Genomic DNA, 21,006 nt, shown 5'->3' on the forward strand with positions numbered 1-21,006 from the left:
CCCCCCGGGGTGGGGGGGCGTGGGGCCCGGGGGCCCGGGAACGTCGAGGGCTCACTCGGCCGGCTGGAGGGCCGGCGCGGGCGCGAGCGGCGCCATGGTCTGGCCGGACAGGGCCGCGGCAAGCTTGGCCTCGTCGACCTCGTTCTCCCAGCGCGCCACCACGATGCAGGCCACCGCGTTGCCGATGAAGTTGGTCAGCGCGCGGCACTCCGACATGAAGCGGTCGACGCCGAGGATCAGCGCCATGCCGACCACCGGCACGGAGGGCACCACGGCGAGCGTCGCCGCCAGGGTGATGAAGCCCGAGCCGGTGACGCCGGCGGCGCCCTTGGACGACAGCATGGCGACGAGCAGCAGCAGCGCCTGCTCACCGTAGCTCAGCGGCGTGTCGGTCGCCTGCGCGATGAACAGCGCCGCCATGGTCATGTAGATGTTGGTGCCGTCGAGGTTGAACGAGTAGCCCGTGGGCACCACGAGGCCGACGACCGGCTTCGAGCAGCCGGCCCGCTCCATCTTCTCCAGCAGCGAGGGCAGTGCCGACTCGGAGGACGACGTGCCGAGCACGAGGAGCAGCTCTTCCTTGATGTAACGGATGAGCTTGATGATCGAGAAGCCGTTGTAGCGGGCGACCGCCCCGAGAACGACCAGCACGAAGATCGCCGACGTCAGGTAGAAGGCGCCGACGAGGTAGGCGAGGTTGGCGAGCGAGCTGATCCCGTACTTGCCGATCGTGAACGCCATCGCGCCGAAGGCGCCGATCGGGGCGACCTCCATGATGATGTTGACGACGCCGAAGATCGCCTCGGACAGGACCTTGATGATGTCGAGCACCGGCTTGCCGCGGTCGCCCAGGAAGGCGAGGCCGAAGCCGAACAGCACCGAGAAGAACAGCACCTGCAGGATCTCACCGCCCGCGAAGGCGCCGACCGCCGTCGTGGGGATGATGTTCATCAGGAAGTCGACGATGCTCTGCTCCTTCGCCTTGCCGGCGTAGGTGGCGACCGCCTTCGGATCGAGCGACTTCGGATCGATGTGCAGGCCGTTGCCCGGCTGGAGCACGTTGGCGACGACGAGGCCGACGATCAGCGCCAGCGTCGAGAACGTTAGGAAGTAGATCAGCGCCTTGCCGCCGACCCGACCGACCTTCTCGAGGTTGGTCATCCCGGCGATGCCGGAGACGACGGTCAGGAAGATCACCGGGGCGATGATCATCTTGACGAGCTTGATGAAGGCGTCGCCCAGCGGCTTCAACTCGGCGCCGAGCTGCGGGTAGAAATGGCCGAGCAGGATGCCGATCGCGACGGCGACCAGGACCTGGAAGTACAGGGTCCGGTACAGCGGCTTCGATTTGGCGGGCGGATGCGGGGCGGTGAGTGGTGACGGTACGGCAGCCATCGGGCGTTCTCCCTGTCGTAGGTTTCGGGTGGGGCGGCTCGCGTCGGGGTGTCCCGGCGGTGTCCGCGCTTGCTGTTGGCCTTCCGGCGCGCAGCCGTTCTCTGACGACATGGCTGCGTTTCGTGACGAGAATGGCAACCGGCATGCCAATTGACCGACGGCCGCTACATTTCTTTAACCACCTGCTGGAGATAGCTTTTTTTCAGCAGGCTCCCGGCGGGGCGGCGGGTGGTCTTGCGGATTCCCGCACGCCGCCGGCCGGAACGGTCCGGATCTCCGCACCGGCCCTCGGCCGGTGAGCGGGCACCCGCCCTCCGGCGACCGCCCCCCATCGCGCCGGGGTGTCGCCGTCGTGGTCGGGCTCTGCGCGATCCTCGTGACGGCGTGGCTCGCCGGGCGCGCCGCGGAGCGCTGGGCCCTCTCGGACCTGCGGCGCGGCGCCCGCTCGGCGATCGGCCTCCAGGTCGGCGTCCTGCTCGCGGAGATGCAGAAGCAGGCGTCCCTGCCGCTGGCGCTCGCGGCCGACCCCGAGGTCGCCGCCGCGGTCGGTCCCGATCCCGGGCGCGACCTCCTGGACCGCGTCGACCGGCGGCTCGCCCAGGTCGCCGCCGCCACCGGTTCGGCGGTCATCTACATCATCCGCGCCGACGGACTCACGGTCGCGGCGAGCAACGCGGGCGAGGATCGCAGCTTCGTCGGCCGGGACTACGGGTTCCGCCCCTATTTCAAGCAGGCCCTGGCCGGCGGGGCCGGCTCCCAGTTCGCCCTCGGCACAGTCAGCGGCCGGCCGGGCCTGTACCTCGCGCGCCGGATCGGGGCCGGGAGCGGGGTCGTCGTGGTGAAGGTCGAGTTCGACGCCGTCGAATCGGCGTGGCGGGCCGCCCGCGAGGTCACCTTCGTCACCGACGCCCGGGGCATCGTCCTCGTCACCAGCGAGCCGGGCTGGCGCTTCGACACGCTCAACGCCGTCGACGCGGCCGAGCGCGCCCGGATCGAGGCCGGACAGGAATTCGGCACCGCCCGCCTGGAGCGCCTGCCGCTCCATCCGGTCGCGGGCGAGCCGGACGTGGTGCGGGTCGGGCGCGGGTCGCTGCCGGCCTGGAGCGCGATCCTGTCGCAGGCGCCCGTACCGGGCACGGACTGGCAGCTGCGGACGCTGACGCCGCTCGGCACCGCCGTCGAGCGGGAACGCCTGCAGGCCTGGATCATCGCGGCCCTCGTCACGGCATTCGCCGGCTACGGGATCTTCGCGCTCACCGATCGCGGCCGCCGGACCCGGGCGCGGCTCGCCGAGGCCGCGGCGCGCCGGGCGGAGCTGGAATCGAGCGTCGAGGCGCGGACGCGGGCGCTGCGGGAGACCAATGCCCAGCTGCGCGCCGAGATCGCGGAGCGGCAGCGCGCCGAGGCCGAGCGCGAGCGCCTCGGCCGCGAACTGGCGCAGGCCGGCCGGCTCGCGGCGCTGGGCCAGTTCGCGGCCAGCATGGCCCACGAGATCAACCAGCCGCTGGCGGCGATCCGCTCCTACGCGGACAATGCCGCGATCCTGATCCGCCGCGGGCGGGGCGAGGACGCGGCCGAGAATGCCGCCGCCATCGGGCGGCTCACCGACCGCATCGCCGGCCTCACCCGGCAACTCAAGGGCTTCGCCCGCCGCGCCTCGCCGCGGCGGGAACCGGTTTCCCTGCGTGAGGTGGTGGCGAACGCGCTGGAGCTCGTGGCGGCGCGCGCCGCCGCGCTGCACGTCCCGCTGGAGGCCGACCGGCCCGCCCCGGATCTGCGCGTCCTCGGGGACGGCCCGCGGCTGGAGCAGGTCCTGGTCAACCTGCTGCAGAACGCCGTCGACGCCGTGGCGGGTCGCGACGGGGCCCGCGTCAGCCTGCACCTCGTCGAGGGCGACGAGCGCGTCGCGATCGAGGTGACCGATACCGGGCCCGGGATCCCCGCGGAGCTGCGCGGCCAGATCTTCGACGCCTTCTTCACGACCAAGGCGGACGGCCTCGGCCTGGGCCTCGCCATATCCCGCGGGATCGTGGAGGATTGCGGCGGGAACCTGATCCTGGCCGGCGGCGACGGCGCCGGGACGGTCTTCCGGATGGAGATGATCCGGGCGGCGGACGCGGTCCCGAACGTGGGCAAGCCCGTGGGAGCGACACCGTGAGCGGACCGGCGGACGCGCAGGCGGGGACCGAGCGCGTCGTCTTCATCGACGACGAGGCCGACGTGCGCCGGGCCAACGGCCAGAGCCTGGAGCTCGAAGGCTTCGCCGTCGAGGCCTTCGCGGCCGCCGAGCCGGCGCTCGCGGCGATCCTGGCCGCGCCGCCCGGCGTGGTGGTCACCGACGTGCGGCTGCCGGGGCTCGACGGCGTCGCCCTCCTGACGCGGCTGCGCCGGGTCGACCCCGACCTGCCGGTCATCCTGATCACCGGCCACGGGGACATCCGCATGGCGGTGGCCGCCATGCAGGACGGGGCCTACGACTTCCTGGCCAAGCCCTATCCCGCCGAGGCGCTCGTCGTGTCCGTGCGCCGGGCGCTGGAGCGGCGGCGGCTGGTGATCGAGAACCGGGCGCTGCGGGCGCGGCTGGACGCGGCGATCGAGGAGGATCCGGCTTTCCTCGGGACCTCCCCGGAGATCGTGGGCCTGCGCGCCCTGGTGCGCGAGGTGGCGCAGGCCGACGTCGACGTGCTGGTGTTCGGCGAGACCGGGTCCGGCAAGGAGGTCGTGGCCGGCGCCCTGCACCGGTGGAGCCGCCGCGCGGAGCGGAACCTCGTGGCCATGAATTGCGGGGCGCTGCCCGACAGCGTGGTCGAGAGCGAGCTGTTCGGCCACGAGGCCGGCGCCTTCACCGGAGCCCTCAAGCGCCGGGTCGGCCGCATCGAGCACGCGCAGGGCGGCACGCTCTTCCTCGACGAGATCGAGAGCATGCCGCTGCCGCTGCAGGTCAAGCTCCTCCGCGTCCTCCAGGAGCGCACCGTGGAACCGCTCGGCACCAACGAGGTGCGCCCGGTCGACATGCGCGTGGTCGCCGCCACGAAGGTCGATCTCGGGCAGGCGGCCGCGCAGGGCACCTTCCGCGACGACCTCTATCACCGGCTCAACGTCATCACGATCGCGATCCCGCCCCTGCGCGACCGCGGGGAGGACGTGCTGCTGCTGTTCCAGCACTTCCTGCGCCGCGCCGCGGAGAAGTTCGGGCGCCCGGTGCCGCCCGTCACGCCGGCGATCCGCGAGCACCTGCGCCGCCACGCCTGGCCCGGCAACGTCCGCGAGCTCGGCCACTTCGCCGAGCGCTGCGCGCTGGGCCTCGCGGCGGCGGCGCAGCCCGCCGCCGAGAGGGCCGCCGCCAGCCTCACCGATCAGGTCGATCGGTTCGAGCGGCAGCTGATCCGCGACGAGCTGATCATGGCCGGCGGCGATGTCCGCGCCGCCGCGGAAGCCCTCGGCCTGCCGCGCAAGACCCTCTACGACAAGATGGCCCGGCACGGTCTGACCCCGGGCGACTACCGCTAGGGCCGTCCCCGGCCCGTCCCGAGCCACCGGCGGTCCCGGCGCGATCACGGGAGCGCCGCGACGGCGGCATGCCGAAAAGGGGTACGCGGGCCGGTGCGGAAACTGCTTAGCGTGGCGGACGGATCACCCGCCGAGCCGCCCATGCCCCGCTTCTTCATCGACCTGCACGACGGAACCGAACTCGTCCGCGACAAGGACGGCTACGAACTGCCCGGTCTCGAAGCCGCCCGGTCGCAGGCCGTGAAGATCATGACGCGGATCGCGCAGGGGCTCTCCGACCGGCCCGGGCGCCAGGATTACATCGCGGCGGTCCGCGACGACACGGGCGTGGTGCGGATGCGCTTCCGCGTGTCGCTCGATGCCGGCCCCGTCGGCTGACGGGCCGCGACGCCGAGCGACCCCGGCGCGCGCGGCCCGGCAAGTCCACCTGGCGTTCGCGTCGATTTGGCGTACGCTGGCGTCCCCTAGCCGAGGAGGGACGACATGGGTCTGATCGCCTTCATCCTGATTGGTGGCCCCTGGGTGGCAGCGACGGCGTGGCTCTGGCACCAGGCAGGCGGCGCGGAGGCGTGGCGAAACGCCGTCCACGGCACCGCGCCCGGCAGGCAGTGACGCGGCCCGCGCCCACCTTACGCCTCCGACGCTCCTGACGGGCGGGCTCTCCGGATCCGGTCCGCGGCATCACCGCCGGCACGGCCGGGGCGGCCACGCTGTCGACCGCGCTGCGAGCCGGGGCGAGATCGCGTCCCGCGCTGCGCGGCGGCTCAGAGCCGGCTCGGCGCTCGGACGCCCGCGCCCGACACCCCGATCACGCTCCCGCTGCTGGAACGGGCCGCCGTGCCACCGTCCAGTCCCCGAACGAGCAAGCTCAGCGCCAGGAGGACGAGGAGAAGGCCCGCGGCCTTGTTCATCCGATTCAGAACCCGGCTGGTCACGCAGCGCCGGAACAGGGACACCCCGGTGTTGAGCACCACCCACCAGCCGAACGAGCCGACGAAGACACCGGCCGCCAGAACCGGGAACGGCGCCGTCCCGCGCTCGAGGAAGGCCGGCATCGCGGCCAGGAACAGCACGGGGGTGACCGGATTCGTCAGGGCCAGCACGACCGCGCTGCCGTAGCTCACCGCCAGGGTGTCGCGGCACGCGCGGCCCTCCTGCAGCACCGAGACGCTGCGAAGCACCCGGACCGCGAGCGCGAGCAGCACCGCGCCCGAGATCAGGGAGAGAACGGCGCCGTTCGACCACACCGCGGCGAGCTCCGCGCCCCAGCGCATGACGAGACTCCCGTATGTCAGGTGCACGGTGGCGACACCGAGCCCAGTGGCGAGGCCGGTCGACAGGCCGCCTGACAGCGTTCGCTGAACGCACAGCAGGCTCGTCGGCCCGATGGGCGCGGCGATGGACAGACCGAGACTCGCGCCGGTGAGCAGTGCCGTGGCGACGACGCTCATGGCACCGGGGGTCCGGTCAGTCGTCTTCCGCGCGGTCGAGGGGCGAGGCGGCCGCCCGGGACTCCGCGGCCGGCTTGTCGGTGCCCGGGCACCCGATGTGATCGCGCTCCACGGCGGACGACGCTTGGGCACACGCGATGTCCGGCATGTCGTTCAGCTCGTCGGCCCGGGCGCCGACGCAGAACAAGACGACCACGGCGGTGGCGACGACTGTTTTCATGGCTGTTCCTCCCTCGCGTCGACACACTAGGGAGGGCCGAAACCCTGGCATCCTCTGTTCGGCGGATGGCGCCGCCGGCGCCGCGCCGCGCTCGCCGCCGGCGTCCCGGTCGGGCGACAAAGCACCGTAACGCCAGGCATTTACACCGCCGCGCCGGCGGCCCGGGCGGCCGTGTCGACGCCGCGAGTCCGGGGCCGGGGGGCGGTGAATCCGTCGGAACGGCCCCCGGCGCACCGTCCCTCGCGGACGGCATCCTCTGTTTGAAGGATGCAACTGCCGGTTTTGGACTGGTATTGGTATTACCGCGGTCAGAGGAATCGTCGCGGGACGTGCCAATGCGGGAAGCGCTTATCGACCGGATCTACGAGGCTGCGGGCACGCCGGAACTCTGGCCCGACGTCCTCCAGTCAATCGGCGATATGGCGAACTCGGACGGCGCCGTGCTCACGGTGCTCCCGCCGGTCGGGACCTCCCGCTGGATCGCCTCGCCGGCCCTGGAGCAGCGCCTCGGCCATCACACCGGCGCGGGGCGCAGCAGCGGTCGGATGGCGCCGTGGCGCACCGACGCCCAGGCGGGCTTCACGCGCGACGTCGATCTCGTGCCGGCCTCTTACGAAGGCTGGCCCCGCGAAGGCGACAGGCCGTTCTGGCAGGTGGGCACAACGATCCCCCTCTCGACAGGCGACATCGCGATCGTGACCGCCGAACGGCGGGCTCAGACCGGCCCCCATGAGGCCTCCGTCCTGCCCGGACTGGACGCCTTGCGGCCCCACCTCGTGCGCGCCTGCGAGCTCAGCGCCCAGTTCAGCTGCGAGCGCGGCCGCGTCACGACCGCGACGCTCAGTCAGATCGGACTCCCCGCCGCCGTTCTGTCGGCCTCGGGGCGGGTGCTGACCATGAATGCCCGTCTGCAGGAGCGGGAGGAGGTCCTGCCCCCCGGCCAGCACGGCGGCCAGCTCTTCAAGAGCCTGATCAACAGCAAGCTGCTGCAGGACGCGATCGGCAACGTCGTCGGCGGCCGGCGCGCGGCGCAGACGATGCCGGTGCGCAGCTACTCCGATCACCGTCCTCAGATCGCTCATATCATGCGCCTGAAGCAGCGCCCCGGCGACGTCTTCGGCGCCTCGGCGGTGCTCCTCGTTCTCGTGCATGTCGGCGCGCGGGCGGTTCCGGACGACGGCCTGCTGAACATGCTGTTCGACCTGACGCCGGCGGAGGCGCGGTTGCTCCAGGCGCTCGCCGGAGGCTCGCGTCTGCAGAGCTACGCCGAGAGCGTCGGCGTCCAGACAAGCACCGTCCGCACCCAGCTCAACTCGATCTTCAACAAGACCGGGACGAAGCGGCAGGCCGACTTGCTGAGCATCGTCACGTCGCTCGCCCTCTTCAGCGGGCAGACGACGAAGCGCCTGGGCGCGGCGTGAATCACGTGTCGGCGTCGCGCAGGAAGGCGGCCAACACCTGCGCGGTCGGAAAGGCGTCGAAGGCCCCGAACTGGCAGGTCGTCAGCGCACCGCAGGCCGCGGCCTGCCGCAGGGTCGCGTCGAGGGGCTCGCCCGCGAGCAGGCCCGCGATCAGCCCGGCCGTGAACGCGTCCCCCGCGCCGACCGTGTCGACCGCCGCTACCGCGAAGGCCGGCTGGCGTAGGGGGGGCAGTCCAGGACGGAACGCCACCGCGCCGCGCTCTCCCAGGGTCACGACCAGCAGTTCGAGGCCTCCGGAGAGCAGGGCGGCGATCGCCGGCGTCGCGGCCGTGGCGTCCGCGATGGCGTCGGGAGTTCCGAGGCCGAGATCGGCGGCCTCGACCGCATTGACGACGAGGATCGCGGTATCGGCCAGGATTGCCGGGTCGATGGCGCGCATCGGGGAAGGATTCAGCAGCGTGGGGATGCCCGCCTGCCGAGCGAGCGCGAACGCCGCTCGGATCGAGGCGTCCGGCGATTCGAACGTCGCCGCCACGAGGTCCGCTCGCTCGAGCCGGGCGGCGACGGCTCGGACGTCCTCCGCGCCGAGGGCGAGGTTGGCCCCGAGGCAGACCGCGAGACAGTTCTCGCCGGCCGCGTCGACGAACGCGACGCCGGCGCCCGTCGAGCCGGCATGCGGCACCAGCATGTCCTCGGAGAATCCGACCCGCGCGAAGGTGGCGCGGACCATAGGGGAGAAGACGTCCGTGCCGACGGCGAAGAGTCCGTCCACACCGACGCCGAGCTGGTGCGCGGCGAGCGCGAGGTTGAAGCCCTTGCCGCCAGGCTCGGCGAGGAAGGCCAAGCCGTCGAGGGACTCGCCCGCCTGCGGCAGCCGCGCGACCTTGACCGAGCAGGCGATCACGAAGCTTCCGACGACGAAGAGGCGCATGGAGCGCTCCGAACCTGTACAATGCGAATAGCTGTACCGGAGGCCGATCGGACGTGCGCCCCAAAAATCGGACGAGCAAGGGTGATGTCGAGGCGGACCTCGCGGAGGGCGAGCGTCCCTCGGTGCTCTCTCTCCTCCGCCTGCGCGCCGACACAGCGATGCCGCTGTACCGGCAGATCGAGGGTCAGCTTCGCGAACTGATCCTGTCGGGCTCGCTGCCGCCGGGCGTCACCTTGCCGGCCGAGCGCCAGCTCGCCGACAGCCTCGGGGTCAGCCGCGTGACGGTCCAACGCGCCTATGCCGAGCTCAGCGACAACGAGCTGCTCGTCCCGCGCGGGCGCTGCGGCTTCCTCGTGCGCCGTCCCCCCGAGCCCGTGCGCCCGGGTATGGACCGGCTCAAGGGCTTCACGGAGGAGATGCGGGAGCTGGGGAAGATCCCATCCTCGCGCATCCTCGATCGGGCGGTCACCGAGGACCGCTCGATCGCGTCGATCTTCGGTCTGCCCTCGACGGCCCCGTTCCTGCGGCTGACGCGCATTCGCTCCGGCGACGGCGTGCCGATGTCGCGCGAGGTCGCCTGGTACAACATCCGCGCCGTGCCCGCCCTCGAGACCGGCGACCTCTCCGGTTCCGTCTACGCCTTCCTGAGCGCGCACCCGGGCGGCCGCCTCGTGCGCTGCGAGCAGACGGTGGAGGCGACCATGCCGACGGCGGACGAGTGCGAGATCTTCGCCTTCGAGCAGCCGCTCCCGTGCCTGCTGATCAAGCGCCACAGCTACAATCAGGACTCGGTGATGATCGAGTACGTGGAAGGCCTGTTCCGAGGCGATGCCTATCGCTATCGGCTGAATCTGCGCGCGTAGTATTCCCGGCTGACCGAACTGGACTTGCTTCCGTATGGTGCGTGCGACGGGCTGGGCGATGCCCCGCTCGAACCGCTTCCGGTCCGCCACGGGGACCCGCCTCCTCCAGGAAGAGAACTCTCCACTCTCGCCGGGCAAGTCGATTCCGCCGAGGCCACCGTCCGTCGCCCACCGCCGCGACGGCACCGGAACGACGGCCGAGCTTCGCGCTTGTATCGGTCGAGAACGCCCCGATGCCTCGCGTGGAACAGCGAGACGCGCCGTGGTACACCTGATGCCTCGCGAGCGATCAGCCGGCGCAGCCAGCCATCGCGCTTCGGTCCGGAGCACACGATGAGCGAGTCCTCGACGGCGCCGACCCTGGCGACCCTGGCCACAGCCCGGGCCGGCCGGACGCAGCGCCGGCTCGCGGTCGCCGTCAGCCTCCTGTTCGGGGCCGTCACCCTCGCGCTGCTGCCGTTCGCCAACCGCCCGATGCCGCCGATGCCGGGCTTCGTGCCCGTGTACCAATCGGCGCTGATCGTGGTCTACGGCCTGACCACGTACCTGTTCCTCACGCAGTACCGCCGCATCGGCTCGGTGCCGCTGCTCGTGCTCGGGGCCGGCAGCCTCTACGTGACGCTGATCGTCTTCCTGCAGATGCTGTCGTTCCCGAACGTCCTCGCGCAGGGTCGGCTCCTCGGCGAGGGGCCGGACACCACGACGTGGCTCTGGACCTTCTGGCATCTCGGGCCGCCGCTCTTCGCGCTGCCCTACGCGCTCCTGGAGGGCGACGAGCGCCCGCCGCAGGCCCCGCGCGGACAGGCCGGACGGATCGGCTGGGCCACCGTCGCCGGGACCGTCGCGGCCGCCGCGCTCACCGGCGTGGTGGCCGTCCGCTACGTCCACCTCCTGCCGAAATGCGTGGAGGGCGACGATTACTGGCTGCTCACCACCTCCGGCATCGGGCCGGGCGTGGTCGCCCTGACCGTCATCGCGCTGGCCGTGCTGTGGTGGAAGACCCGCCTGCGGACCGTGCTCCAGCTCTGGCTGGCCGTGTCGCTTCTGCTGCTCGTCTTCGACAACATGGTCACGCTTCCGGGCGCCGCCCGCGGCACGGTCGGATGGTTCGCGGGCCGGATGGAAGCCCTCGTGGCCGGCTTCATCCTGCTCGGCGTGTACCTGCGCGAGGTCGACTTCCTGTACGCCCAGGCCGCGGCCGCCGCCGAGGACCGGGAGGCCCGGCGGGCGGAGCTGCAGCGTGCCCGCGACAACCTCGCCCTGGCTCTGGAAGCGGCCGAGATGGGCGACTGGGAGCTCGACCTCCGTGGCAACACCGCGCGCCGGTCGCCGAGGCACGACGCGATCTTCGGCCACAGCGCTCCGGTCGCGACATGGGACGTCGGGACCTTCGTCGAGCACGTCGTCCCCGAGGACCGAGACGCCGTGCGGGCGGCGTTCGATGCCGCCATCGGGACGGGCCGCCTCGACATCGACTGCCACATCCGGCGGGCCGACGACGGGGCCGCCCGCTCAGTCACGATTCGGGGCAAGGTCTACCGCGACGGGAGCGGCCAGCCGCGGTCCATGGCGGGCGTCGTGATGGACACGACGCGCCAGCGCGAGGCCGAGGAACGCCTGAACCAGGCTCAGAAGATGGAGGCCATCGGCCAGTTGACCGGCGGCGTGGCGCACGACTTCAACAACCTGCTGACCATCATCGTCGGCAACCTCGACATGATCGTGCGCAAGCCCGACAACCCGCAGCGCGTCGAGAGGCTGGCCACGTCGGCGATGACGGCGGCGCGGCGCGGGGCCGAGGTCACCGAGAAGCTGCTGTCGTTCTCGCGGCGCCAGGTGCTCCGGCCCGAGACCGTCAACCCCAACCGGCTGCTCAAGGACTTCCAGGCCCTGCTGAAGCGGGCCGTCGGCGAGACCGTCGAGATCCGGTTCGACCTCGACGCGGTCCTCGATCCGGTCCGGCTCGATCCGGGACAGTTCGAGAGTGCGGTGCTGAACCTCGCGGTCAACGCCCGGGACGCGATGCCGGACGGCGGCGTCCTGACGGTCAAGACCTGCAACGGGCACCTCGACGCCGCGGAGATTCCCGACCGGCCCGACCTGCGGCCGGGCGCCTACGTGCTCGTCTCGGTCACCGACACGGGCCAGGGCATGGACGCCGCCACGCGCAGCCGCGCCTTCGAGCCGTTCTTCACGACCAAGGATGTCGGCAAGGGAACGGGGCTCGGCCTCAGCCAGGTCTACGGGTTCGTGCGGCAGGCCGGAGGGCACGCGCAGATCAAGAGCGAGCCCGGCGCCGGCACCTCTGTCGAGCTCTACCTGCCGCGCTCGGCCGAGAGGGCCGTCGAGGCCCGGCCGGACAACACCCTCCCGCTGCGGCGGGCGGCCTCGGGCGAGGTGGTGCTCGTGGTCGAGGACGAGCCGGCGGTGCTGGAGATGGCGGTCGAGAGCCTGGGCGAGCTCGGTTACCGGACCCTGACCGCGACCCGGGCCTCGGAGGCCCTGGAGCGGCTGGGCGGCCCCGAGCGCATCGACATCCTGTTCTCGGACGTCGTCATGCCCGGTGGCATGAACGGCGTGCAGCTCTCGGTCGAGGCCCGGCGCCTGCGTCCCGGCCTGCGGGTGCTGCTGACGTCCGGCTACACAGACACGGCGCTCGACGAACACGCGGTGCCGGCCGACCTGCCTCTCTTGAGCAAGCCCTATCAGCGGGACGAGCTCGCCAACAAGCTCAGGGTCGTCCTGGGCTGAACCCCCGGACCCACGGCATTCCGCCCCGCGGTCGCGCGGCGTCGCGGACGGGCTGTCCGTCAACAGGCCTGAAGGCTTAACCCGGCCTTAACCGACCGGTTCAGCCCGCAGCAGCAGCGTGTCGGCATGCTCCGTCCGTCCTCAACGGCGCCGGTACGCGCAAGGAGCTGTCCCATGCCCATCATGCCCTGGATCCACGATGCCCTCTCTGTCGGCGGCCTCGCCGCCCTCGTCCTCGTCGCGCGGCAGGCGCTCGTGCGGCGCGATCTCGGGCTGACCGGCCTGACGGGACTCGAACGGCTGCGCCGGTCCCTCGGGCCCGGCGCCGTGTTCCGTGCGCGGCCCCGGTTCACGTCGCCCCGGACCAGCGGCAACACGGCCTTCGACGCCTGGCGCGACGGCGAGATCGGCCGCATCGAGGGGGAGCGCCGTGCCCTCGAAACGCGTCTCCGGGACTTCGAGGGTTTCGTCGACGCGCTGAAGCGCGCCAGGGATCGCGCGACCTTCGAGCGCTTCGTGGCGGAACATCCCGCGGGATCCGGGACGGCGGTCGACATCGCCGGTACCGCCGGTCACGCCGAACATCGACGAGGCTAGGTCGCCTCGAGGTTGCACCGGAGGGTCGGGGCCACGCCGTAGAGGATCAGAATCCTCCTCTCCTCTACGCCGCCCCGCGCGACGCTTCGAAGACCGCGGCGAAACCTCCGAAGATCATCCGCGACCCGTCGAAGGGCATAGTCAGATCGCGGAAGCGCGGATCGGTCCGCATCGCGGCCTCGCACCGGTCCGCCGTTTCCCGGTCGGGCCAGAGGATCCACCCGAGGACGACGCTCTCGCCGTCGCGCAGGGCGACGGACCGCCGGAAATCGGTCCGCTCGCCCTCCGGAACGTTGTCGCCCCAGGCCTCCATCTGGTGGAGCGCGCCGTACTCCCGGAACAGCGCCCAGGCCGCCCTGGCCGCGGCGACATAGGCCTCCCGGTTCGCGTCGGGAACCGGCGTGACGAACCCGCTCACGTAGGTCATGGGTTGCCTCCTCGAGTCGGGATGCGGGCGGGGAGCCCTCAGGCCGGAACCTGCCCTCCCGTCATGGCCTCGGGGTCCATCCACATCACTTCGACGACGTGGCCATCCGGATCCTCGATGTTCCGGCCGTACATGAACGTGCCCATCTCCTGCGGCGGGCGGAGGTCGGCGCGGCCGCCGGCGGCGACGGCGCGCTCCACGCTCGCATCGACCGCGGCCCGGCTCTCCTCCGACAGGCAGACCAGCACCTCGTTGGCAGCGCGGGCATCGGCGATGGGGCGCGGCGCGAAGTTCGCGAAGTGGGCGTGGCTGAGGAGCATGACCACGATGGCGTCCGAGAAGACCATCGCGGCGGCCGTCCCGGCCTGCGAGAAGCGCGGGTCGCGCTGGGCGCCCAGAGCACCATAGAAGCCGGCCGCGCGCTCCACGTCGGCGACGGGCAGGTTCACGAAGATCATCTTGCGCATGGCTGCCTCCTCAACGGCTTGCCGAGCTTGGCCGTATCGGTTACTTAAGTCAACCATGAAGTTACAAAAAGATACCACGATGCCGGCTGCGAGACCCCGCTGGTACGACGACGCCTGCGGCGCCGCCCATGGCCTGGAACTTCTCGGCGAGCGCTGGGCGCTCCTGATCGTCCGCGAATTGATGTTCGGACCGCGCCGGTTCGGGGCGATCCGAGGGGCGCTCGGCGGCATCAGCGCGAAGGTGCTGACCGAGCGCCTGCAGGGTCTGAAGCAGGCGGGCATCGTCATACAGCGGACTCTGCCGCCGCCGGCCTCGACGCCGGTCTACGAGCTGACCCCGTGGGGCTACGAGGCCGAGCCGATCTTCTCGGTGCTCGGGCGCTGGGCGGCCCGTTCGCCCTCCCACGACCCCGCTCTGCCGCTCTCGGCGGCCTCGCTCATGCTGTCGTTTCGCACGATGTTCGATCCCGCGCAGGCCTCAGGCTTCGAGGCGACGATCGGCTTCCGGTTCGATGAGGACGCCTTCCGCGTCACGGTGAGCGAGGGCGAACTTCATGCCGCCCGCGCCGATCCGATCGGAGCGGACGCCGTCGTCGGCGCCGCACCGCCGGCCATTGCGGCCATCGTCTACGGCGGCCTGCCGCTCGCCGACGCGGAGACGTCGGGGCAGGTGTTGCTGGAGGGGGACCGGGACGTCGTGCAGCGGTTCGCCGGACTTTTTCCCCTGCCGAGGAAGGCGTTCTGATCGCTTTGGAGGGTGCAGACCGGATCACGACCGACCTTCACTCGACCAAGCCGAACTCGCTCGCGAAGCCGAGTCTTCCCCTCTCGGTCACGCGGATGGCGCGCCCGCCGCGCTGACGCTCGATCCACCCGAGATCCTCGCAGCGACGGCACAGCGCGGCTCCGAGACGGCCGGCGAGGTGCGGTCTCCGCTCGCTCCAGTCCAAGCAGGGGCGGCAGAGCAGGCGGCGGGTTCGTCCGGCTGATTCGACCTCGACACCGAACGCCGCCAGCCACGCACTGCCGGATGCGGTCACCTCACCCGCCTCCTCGCCCAGGACGATCAGTCCCCGTGAGACCAGTGCATCGGCGATCCCGACGCCGAGCCGTCCGGCGAGGTGATCGTAGCAGGTGCGGGCCTCGCGCAAGGCTGGATCAATCCGCGGCGTCGCTCGGCGCGACGCTTCCTCCGGCTCGCCCCGGTTCGCGATCACCATCATGGCCTCGAGCATGCGGGCGACCTCGGCGGAGGCGAGGCGGAAGTATCGGTGCCGACCTTGGCGCGACACCGTGAGCAGGCCGCCGGCCACGAGCTTCGTCAGGTGCTCGCTCGCGGTGGCTGGAGCGACGCCGGCCGTCCAGGCCAGTTCGGTCGCGGTCAGTGCGCGCCCGTCGACCAAGGTCGACAGGATATTGGCGCGGCTGGGATCTCCGACGAGCGCGCCGATCTCGGAGAGTGCAGGACCCTGCGTCATGAGCCGAACCTACACGCGCTCGACGTCCGCCGCACCCGACGACGCTTCGGCTGGCACCGAAGCGTTTACAGCTGACTCGGCCGGGCTCCCTGGATCAGAGTGGGGGCGTGCAGATGGAGAACCGCGCCACGTCTGTGCCCACCGATCGTCAGCCACGGCAGAAGGGGACGCCCATGACGCCCGATGAGTTGGACGACAAGGAGGAGCTTCATTGGATCGGCGATCCGCGATCCGGGCTCAAGCTGTTCCTTCGCCGGCTGTCTCCCCAGTTCCGGGGTGAGTGGGACGGACTGACGACCGACGCCGACGCCGCGTGGCTGCTCGATGCCTTTTCCGGCTCCCCGAACCGGCGTGACATCAAGCTCGGGCGCGGCACGCATCTGATGCATCTCGAGGCCGGCGGCGGGGCCCTGTGGCGAGCCTCCGCCGCATGTCTGAGTGAGCCGGTCCCGGCTTGAACCGCATCGACACCCAGGGAGGAGCCCATGTTCTCCGTGATCTTCGAAGTCCGGCCCGGCGACGGTCGCAAGGACGCCTATCTGGAGCACGCGCGCGTGCTGAAGCCGGAGCTCGAGGGCATCGACGGCTTCATCGACAACGAGCGCTTCACGAGTCGGACGCGGCCGGGCTGGGTCCTCTCGCACTCGACGTGGCGGGACGAGAAGTCGGTGATCCGCTGGCGCACTCATGCCGGTCATCACCTGATCCAGGGGAAAGGCCGGTCCGAGGTGTTCGCGGACTACCATCTCCGCGTCGGCGAGGTGTTGGCTGACACCCACCCACCGGCGGGACATCCGGTCCGGGAGCAACGCCTCGATGAGACGGAAGTCGGCCAAGCCAAGGCCTGTACACTGTCGGAGGCGATGTTGGCGGACCGGCCCACGCCCGCCGATATCGACCCCATGGCCATGCTCGGTCTCGACGAGCGGGCCGAGGGGCTGGTGAGTTGGGACGCGTTCGATTCCTTCACCAATCCGGGGAAGGTGCTGGTGCTGCTGTCGTGGAGAGATGCCGGCGCGGCGAACGCCGTCTCATCGGCCGCGGGCACTCGCCTCCGAGCTGTCCGGATCATCCGCGACTACGGGATGTTCGACCGGCGTGAGAGCCCACAATATCACCCTGCCGTGCAAGCCCCGGGATAGGGCCCGACGACGAGAACCGGGCATCAACGGCTTCGGCGTCGCTCCGTCATCGGTCTCAAGACTGCCGACCCGGCGGCAGGACGCGGTCGTCCCGCGGCCTGCCCTGCGATCGGGTGCGCGACCGGCCCTGGGGAACCGGATCACAGACGAGGCGACCGATCCACGAGGCGGTCACCTCGCCGGCGGAACCTCAGGGATCGCCCGCTCCCGTTGCACGAGCAGTCGGCTGCCCTCTGGGGGCGCGGCCCTTTCGGACGAGGGGGTTCAAGTCTCGGCGATGAGGTCCTTGATGCGAGAGGCGAGGGTCTCCAGCACGAACGGCTTGGTCAAGACCTGCATCCCGGGCCGAAGGTAGCCGTTCCCGAGCACAGCGTTCTCCGCGTACCCGGTGATGAACAGCACCTTCAGGTCCGGTCGCCGCTCGCGGCCGGCGTCCGCCATCTGTCGCCCGTTCATGCCCCCCGGCAGGCCGACATCCGTCACCAGCAGATCGATGCGCACGTCCGACTGCAGCACCTTCAGGCCGGCGACGCTGTCGGCGGCCTCGATGGCGGTGTAGCCCAGGTCCTCCAGCACCTCGGTGACCAGCATGCGCACCGAGGGCTCGTCGTCGACGATCAGCACCGTCTCGCCCTGGCCCGCTTGCTCGACCTCGGAAAGCCTGCGCGCGACCGCGTCCTCGTCGGCCTCGCCGTAGTGCCGCGGCAGGTAGAGGCAGACCGTCGTCCCCGCGCCGACCTCGGAGTAGATCCGCACCTGGCCGCCGGACTGCTTCGCGAATCCGTAGACCATGGACAGGCCGAGGCCCGTGCCCTCGCCGGTGGGCTTGGTGGTGAAGAACGGCTCGAACACCTTTCCGATCAGGTCCGGCGCCATGCCGGTGCCGGTGTCGGTCACGCAGACGCCGAGGTACTGGCCGGGCGCGAGGTCGTGCTGGCGGCCGCCGGCCTCGTCGATCCACCTGTTGGCGGTCTCGATGGTGATGCGACCGCCGTCCGGCATCGCGTCGCGGGCGTTGATGCACAGGTTGAGCAGCGCGTTCTCCAGCTGGCCCGGGTCGATCAGCGCCGGCCACAGCCCCGCGAGACCGACGACCTCCAGGTGGACGGCCGGACCGACGGTGCGCCGGACCAACTCCTCCATGTCGTGGACGAGGCGGTTCACGTTGGTGGGCTTGGGGTCGAGGGTCTGGCGGCGGGAGAAGGCCAGCAGGCGATGCGTCAGGGCGGCGGCCCGCTTGGCCGCGCCCTGGGCGACGCTCATGTAGCGGTCGAGGTCGCCCATCCGCCCCTGGCTCATCCGGGTCTGCATCAGTTCCAGGGAACCGGAGATGCCCGCGAGCAGGTTGTTGAAATCGTGCGCGAGGCCGCCGGTTAGTTGGCCGACCGCCTCCATCTTCTGCGACTGCCGCAGAGCCTCTTCCGTCTTGGCCAGCGCCTCGGCCTGCTGCTTGATCTCGGTCACGTCGCGCACGGACGAGTAGATCAGCCCGTCGCGGGGCACCGCGTTCCAGGACAGCCAGACATAGCTGCCGTCCTTGCGGCGGTAGCGGTTCTCGAACGTGAGCTGGGCCTCCCCGCGCGACAGCCCTCCCGCCGCCGCCACGGTCGACGCGACATCGTCGGGGTGCACGAAATCGAGGAACGGCCGCGCCTTCATCTCGGCGTCGGTCCACCCGAGGGTTCGCGACCAGGCCGGGTTGAGGCCGACGAAGTAGCCGTCGAGGTTGGCCACGCACAGCAGGTCGGACGAGGCCTGCCAGATCTGGTCGCGCTCGGCGGTCCGGGCGGCGACCTGGCGGGCGAGGTCGGCCTCCGTTTGCACCCGGACGGTCACGTCCTGCACGAAGACGTGGAAACCGTCGACGCGGCCGCCGGAATCCCGCCGCGGCAGGTAGCGGATCTCGGCGACGCGGTGGCGCCCGTCGCGGTGCGGCCAGTCCGTCTCGAAGGTGACGGGCTCACCTCCGAGCGCCCGGTCGACGAAGGGTCGCCGCACGGCGTAGGCGGCCGAGCCCAGCAGCTCGCGGACATCGCGTCCGACGACCTCGCCGGGCGGGGCGGAGAACCAGTCCTTGTAGGCCTCGTTGGCGAAGCGGTAGACGTGGCCGGCGTCGATGAACGCGATCAGCACCGGCAGCGCGTCGGTGATGAGCCGGAGCTCGCGCGCGCTGGCCTCCGCCAGCAATTCGGCGTTCCTGCGCGCGGTGATGTCGCTGAAGAACACCGCGACGCGTTGGTCGCGCGGGTCCCCGACCCGGTGCGCACGCACGTCGAACCAGCGCCCGAACACGGCGGCGTAGTTCTCGAAATGGGCGGGTTCCCCGGTCAGGGCGACGCGGCCGTAGCTGTCGAACCAGTGCCGTTCGAGGTCGGGCGCGAACGTGCTGACCCAGCGGCCGGCGACGTCGGCGCCCGTCTGCCGGGCGAAGGCCGGATTGGCCTCCTCGATCAGGTAATCGACCGCCCGTCCGTCCGCGTCGAACCGCATCATGAGGATGCAGAACCCGACCTCGACCGTCTCGAACAGCGTCCGGTAACGGGCCTCGCTTTCCTGCAGCGCCGCCTCGGCCAGGCGGCGGTCGTGGATGTCCTCGACCACCCCGTACCAAGCCACGATGGCGCCGGCTCCGTCGCGGCGGGGACGCGCCCGCGCCCGCATCCAGCGGTACGTGCCGGCCGCCGCGATGTTGATGCGGTAGTCCACGTCGACCGGCTCGCCCGAGGCGAGACAGGCCGAGAACACCGCGACCGTGTGGGGGACGTCCTCTGGATGCAGGGCCTTCATCCAGCCCGCGCCGTCGGGTTCGCCGGGTGCTTGGCCGGTCAGTTCCAGCCAGCGGTTCGAGTATGAGGTGATGTTGCCGGCCGGGTCGCAGGTCCACGGCACCTGGGGATTCAGTTCGACGGTATGCCGGAGGTGGGCCTCGCGCTCCCTCATCGACCTTGCGGCCTCGTGCTCGGCCGTGCGGTCGCGGACAATCCTGGTGAACCCGCGATGCGCACCGGCCTCGTCGAGCAGCGGCATCACCTCGCCCGACGTCCAGACGCGACTGCCGTCCTTGCGGAGGTGCCAGCGCTCGACGGAGGCGCGCCCCTCGCTCGTCGCGAGGCGGAGCTCGGCCTTACGGCGCCCCTCCGCACAGTCCTCGGGCGTGAAGATCCGGTCGGCGGGCTGCCCGCGCATCTCCTCCGCCGTCCAGCCGAAGATCCGCTCGGCGCCGGGGTTCCAGTCGATGACCGAGCCGTCGCGGTCGATGACGACGATGGCGAAGTCCCTGACGTTGTTGATGACGACCCGGTGGCGCCACTCGCTCGCTGGCGTGTCCTGCCCGGCGGTCCGGTCCACCGGGCGCACCTCCCGGTCGACCGTCTCGCTCCCTGCCTCCGGCAGCCCCGAGCGCAGGCGCAGCACCTCCGCCTCGAGTTGCGCGCGCGACATCGCGCCGACGTCCGGGCCGATCGAATTCGCCGTCTCCCGAATGGCCGGCGTCTCCTCGAAGTCGTGCATCAGGAGGCCAAGCCATCCAGTCCCGGCCGGTTCCGTTTGGAGAGATCACGGTCGCCCGCCGGTCCGGACCGGCAGCCGCGGTGCGCCCGGCAATCGTGGTCGCCGCGCCATGCGATAAACGGACACCGCCCTGGACTTTCAATACGGGACGATGTTCGCCGGCATCAACCTTCGGCTGTCCTTACAGGGTCGCGACCCGATCAGCTGTCGGGCCGGCCGAGATCGAGACGTCGGGAGCGCTCGACGCGCCGATCTCCGTCCTCGACGGCAAGCCATACAAGACCCTGGAGCAGGTCCAGACGTCCATTGCCTCGCGGCAAGCGATAAGGAAATGAAAAGCGAGTGGCTTCGCGGGCGACCGAAGCGCTCTTGCGAAGAAATGATTGTCTTGGAGACCGGCCGCTTGCGGAAGGACTTGCGATCCTCAGGACCAACGTTCCGGCTGCGACCCAGATCCGACACAGAGGCCGGCACGCCCAAATGAGACTTGGATTTCTAGCCGAAAATAATTGAAACTGTTGGTAGCGAGGGAGGGATTTGAACCCCCGACACAAGGATTATGATTCCTCTGCTCTAACCAGCTGAGCTACCCCGCCACGAGCCGCGACCGTCCATCGAGACGATGCGTGCAGTGGCGGCGGTATAGGAAGAGCGGGCGCTCCGTGTCAACGTCTCCGCGTGAGCAAATCGCGCCTCCGGAGGTCAGGCAGTCCGCGTGCCGTCGCGCGCGGAAGGGAAACGCTTGGCTGTCACCGAGAATTGCTCGGCGACAGCCGGTTCGCCATGTCCGACCCGTCCCGGCCCGCTAGGTTCCGCACGGGCCGCTCGACGGCTCGTCAGATC

19 protein-coding genes and 1 tRNA gene are annotated in these 21,006 nt (G+C 71.0%); 11 read left to right on the forward strand and 9 right to left on the reverse strand.

Annotation, left to right across the window (positions count from 1 at the left end):
* Positions 1-51: 51 nt before the first annotated feature.
* A complete protein-coding gene (locus ACLBYE_RS14025; protein WP_447694639.1) occupies positions 52-1,395 on the reverse strand; it encodes a dicarboxylate/amino acid:cation symporter in 1,344 nt (447 codons plus the stop codon).
* 295 nt (positions 1,396-1,690) lie between these two features.
* Here ACLBYE_RS14025 and ACLBYE_RS14030 point away from each other — a divergent pair, with 295 nt between their 5' ends.
* The 4 genes from ACLBYE_RS14030 (at position 1,691) to ACLBYE_RS14045 (ending at position 5,517) form a co-directional block, all read left to right on the forward strand.
* Entirely contained in the window at positions 1,691-3,553 is a 1,863-nt protein-coding gene (locus ACLBYE_RS14030; RefSeq protein ID WP_447694640.1) for a sensor histidine kinase, read from the forward strand.
* Positions 3,550-4,905 carry a sigma-54-dependent transcriptional regulator gene (locus tag ACLBYE_RS14035; protein ID WP_056521335.1) on the forward strand — a complete coding sequence of 452 codons (1,356 nt, stop codon included), beginning with the start codon at positions 3,550-3,552 and terminating at the stop codon, positions 4,903-4,905. The genes ACLBYE_RS14030 and ACLBYE_RS14035 overlap by 4 nt, the downstream gene beginning before the upstream one ends.
* Before the next feature lie 141 nt (positions 4,906-5,046).
* Positions 5,047-5,283 (forward strand): DUF6894 family protein, encoded by a 237-nt coding sequence (locus ACLBYE_RS14040; RefSeq protein WP_447694641.1) that lies wholly within the window; start codon positions 5,047-5,049, stop codon positions 5,281-5,283.
* A gap of 105 nt (positions 5,284-5,388) precedes the next feature.
* Complete coding sequence (locus tag ACLBYE_RS14045; RefSeq protein WP_447694642.1) at positions 5,389-5,517, forward strand: hypothetical protein; 129 nt, start codon at positions 5,389-5,391, stop codon at positions 5,515-5,517.
* 152 nt (positions 5,518-5,669) lie between these two features.
* On the opposite strand, the gene ACLBYE_RS14050 is transcribed toward ACLBYE_RS14045, so the two are convergent.
* Both ACLBYE_RS14050 and ACLBYE_RS14055 read right to left on the reverse strand, forming a co-directional pair.
* Complete coding sequence (locus ACLBYE_RS14050) at positions 5,670-6,356, reverse strand: LysE family translocator (protein ID WP_447694643.1); 687 nt, start codon at positions 6,354-6,356, stop codon at positions 5,670-5,672.
* 16 nt (positions 6,357-6,372) lie between these two features.
* On the reverse strand, positions 6,373-6,576 hold the full coding sequence (locus ACLBYE_RS14055) for a hypothetical protein (protein WP_447694644.1): 204 nt from the start codon (positions 6,574-6,576) through the stop codon (positions 6,373-6,375).
* A 260-nt stretch (positions 6,577-6,836) separates the two neighbouring features.
* Here ACLBYE_RS14055 and ACLBYE_RS14060 point away from each other — a divergent pair, with 260 nt between their 5' ends.
* Positions 6,837-7,997 (forward strand): helix-turn-helix transcriptional regulator, encoded by a 1,161-nt coding sequence (locus tag ACLBYE_RS14060; protein ID WP_447694645.1) that lies wholly within the window; start codon positions 6,837-6,839, stop codon positions 7,995-7,997.
* Position 7,998: 1 nt separating this feature from the next.
* On the opposite strand, the gene ACLBYE_RS14065 is transcribed toward ACLBYE_RS14060, so the two are convergent.
* Positions 7,999-8,928 carry a ribokinase gene (locus ACLBYE_RS14065; RefSeq protein ID WP_447694646.1) on the reverse strand — a complete coding sequence of 310 codons (930 nt, stop codon included), beginning with the start codon at positions 8,926-8,928 and terminating at the stop codon, positions 7,999-8,001.
* 53 nt (positions 8,929-8,981) lie between these two features.
* Here ACLBYE_RS14065 and ACLBYE_RS14070 point away from each other — a divergent pair, with 53 nt between their 5' ends.
* The 3 genes from ACLBYE_RS14070 (at position 8,982) to ACLBYE_RS14080 (ending at position 13,139) form a co-directional block, all read left to right on the forward strand.
* Positions 8,982-9,791 carry a GntR family transcriptional regulator gene (locus tag ACLBYE_RS14070; protein ID WP_447694647.1) on the forward strand — a complete coding sequence of 270 codons (810 nt, stop codon included), beginning with the start codon at positions 8,982-8,984 and terminating at the stop codon, positions 9,789-9,791.
* A gap of 333 nt (positions 9,792-10,124) precedes the next feature.
* Positions 10,125-12,542, forward strand: a complete 2,418-nt coding sequence (locus tag ACLBYE_RS14075) for an MASE4 domain-containing protein (protein ID WP_447694648.1) — start codon at positions 10,125-10,127, stop codon at positions 12,540-12,542.
* 174 nt (positions 12,543-12,716) lie between these two features.
* Positions 12,717-13,139 carry a DUF2852 domain-containing protein gene (locus ACLBYE_RS14080; RefSeq protein WP_447694649.1) on the forward strand — a complete coding sequence of 141 codons (423 nt, stop codon included), beginning with the start codon at positions 12,717-12,719 and terminating at the stop codon, positions 13,137-13,139.
* Between the two features lie 64 nt (positions 13,140-13,203).
* Here ACLBYE_RS14080 and ACLBYE_RS14085 read toward each other — a convergent pair whose 3' ends face one another.
* Both ACLBYE_RS14085 and ACLBYE_RS14090 read right to left on the reverse strand, forming a co-directional pair.
* Positions 13,204-13,566, reverse strand: a complete 363-nt coding sequence (locus tag ACLBYE_RS14085; protein ID WP_447694650.1) for a DUF1428 domain-containing protein — start codon at positions 13,564-13,566, stop codon at positions 13,204-13,206.
* Between the two features lie 38 nt (positions 13,567-13,604).
* Entirely contained in the window at positions 13,605-14,033 is a 429-nt protein-coding gene (locus ACLBYE_RS14090) for a VOC family protein (RefSeq protein WP_447694651.1), read from the reverse strand.
* A 79-nt stretch (positions 14,034-14,112) separates the two neighbouring features.
* Between ACLBYE_RS14090 and ACLBYE_RS14095 the strand changes: the two genes are divergently transcribed.
* Positions 14,113-14,778, forward strand: coding sequence for a winged helix-turn-helix transcriptional regulator (locus ACLBYE_RS14095; RefSeq protein WP_447694652.1), 666 nt, complete (start codon positions 14,113-14,115; stop codon positions 14,776-14,778).
* Between the two features lie 37 nt (positions 14,779-14,815).
* Here the strand turns inward: ACLBYE_RS14095 and ACLBYE_RS14100 are convergent, their stop codons facing one another.
* Positions 14,816-15,511, reverse strand: a complete 696-nt coding sequence (locus tag ACLBYE_RS14100; protein WP_447694653.1) for an ArsR/SmtB family transcription factor — start codon at positions 15,509-15,511, stop codon at positions 14,816-14,818.
* A 107-nt stretch (positions 15,512-15,618) separates the two neighbouring features.
* Here ACLBYE_RS14100 and ACLBYE_RS14105 point away from each other — a divergent pair, with 107 nt between their 5' ends.
* Together ACLBYE_RS14105 and ACLBYE_RS14110 are read left to right on the forward strand one after the other, a co-directional pair.
* On the forward strand, positions 15,619-15,969 hold the full coding sequence (locus ACLBYE_RS14105; protein ID WP_447694654.1) for a hypothetical protein: 351 nt from the start codon (positions 15,619-15,621) through the stop codon (positions 15,967-15,969).
* Positions 15,970-15,996: 27 nt separating this feature from the next.
* A complete protein-coding gene (locus ACLBYE_RS14110) occupies positions 15,997-16,653 on the forward strand; it encodes an antibiotic biosynthesis monooxygenase family protein (protein ID WP_447694655.1) in 657 nt (218 codons plus the stop codon).
* A 264-nt stretch (positions 16,654-16,917) separates the two neighbouring features.
* Here the strand turns inward: ACLBYE_RS14110 and ACLBYE_RS14115 are convergent, their stop codons facing one another.
* Together ACLBYE_RS14115 and ACLBYE_RS14120 are read right to left on the reverse strand one after the other, a co-directional pair.
* Positions 16,918-20,163 carry a PAS domain S-box protein gene (locus tag ACLBYE_RS14115; protein ID WP_447694656.1) on the reverse strand — a complete coding sequence of 1,082 codons (3,246 nt, stop codon included), beginning with the start codon at positions 20,161-20,163 and terminating at the stop codon, positions 16,918-16,920.
* A 519-nt stretch (positions 20,164-20,682) separates the two neighbouring features.
* Positions 20,683-20,759: transfer RNA gene (locus ACLBYE_RS14120), tRNA-Met, on the reverse strand.
* Positions 20,760-21,006: the final 247 nt, after the last annotated feature.

The organism is Methylobacterium sp. A52T, assembly GCF_053346095.1.

Bases quoted from the DNA above. Each gene is read 5' to 3' on its own strand.
- ACLBYE_RS14045 (WP_447694642.1), top strand. From the start codon at position 5,389: ATGGGTCTGATCGCCTTCATCCTGATTGGTGGCCCCTGGGTGGCAGCG.
- ACLBYE_RS14110 (WP_447694655.1), top strand. From the start codon at position 15,997: ATGTTCTCCGTGATCTTCGAAGTCCGGCCCGGCGACGGTCGCAAGGAC.
- ACLBYE_RS14115 (WP_447694656.1), bottom strand. From the start codon at position 20,163: ATGCACGACTTCGAGGAGACGCCGGCCATTCGGGAGACGGCGAATTCG.
- ACLBYE_RS14025 (WP_447694639.1), bottom strand. From the start codon at position 1,395: ATGGCTGCCGTACCGTCACCACTCACCGCCCCGCATCCGCCCGCCAAA.
- ACLBYE_RS14065 (WP_447694646.1), bottom strand. From the start codon at position 8,928: ATGCGCCTCTTCGTCGTCGGAAGCTTCGTGATCGCCTGCTCGGTCAAG.
- ACLBYE_RS14050 (WP_447694643.1), bottom strand. From the start codon at position 6,356: ATGAGCGTCGTCGCCACGGCACTGCTCACCGGCGCGAGTCTCGGTCTG.
- ACLBYE_RS14055 (WP_447694644.1), bottom strand. From the start codon at position 6,576: ATGAAAACAGTCGTCGCCACCGCCGTGGTCGTCTTGTTCTGCGTCGGC.
- ACLBYE_RS14085 (WP_447694650.1), bottom strand. From the start codon at position 13,566: ATGACCTACGTGAGCGGGTTCGTCACGCCGGTTCCCGACGCGAACCGG.
- ACLBYE_RS14080 (WP_447694649.1), top strand. From the start codon at position 12,717: ATGCCCATCATGCCCTGGATCCACGATGCCCTCTCTGTCGGCGGCCTC.
- ACLBYE_RS14040 (WP_447694641.1), top strand. From the start codon at position 5,047: ATGCCCCGCTTCTTCATCGACCTGCACGACGGAACCGAACTCGTCCGC.
- ACLBYE_RS14095 (WP_447694652.1), top strand. From the start codon at position 14,113: ATGCCGGCTGCGAGACCCCGCTGGTACGACGACGCCTGCGGCGCCGCC.
- ACLBYE_RS14090 (WP_447694651.1), bottom strand. From the start codon at position 14,033: ATGCGCAAGATGATCTTCGTGAACCTGCCCGTCGCCGACGTGGAGCGC.
- ACLBYE_RS14100 (WP_447694653.1), bottom strand. From the start codon at position 15,511: ATGACGCAGGGTCCTGCACTCTCCGAGATCGGCGCGCTCGTCGGAGAT.
- ACLBYE_RS14075 (WP_447694648.1), top strand. From the start codon at position 10,125: ATGAGCGAGTCCTCGACGGCGCCGACCCTGGCGACCCTGGCCACAGCC.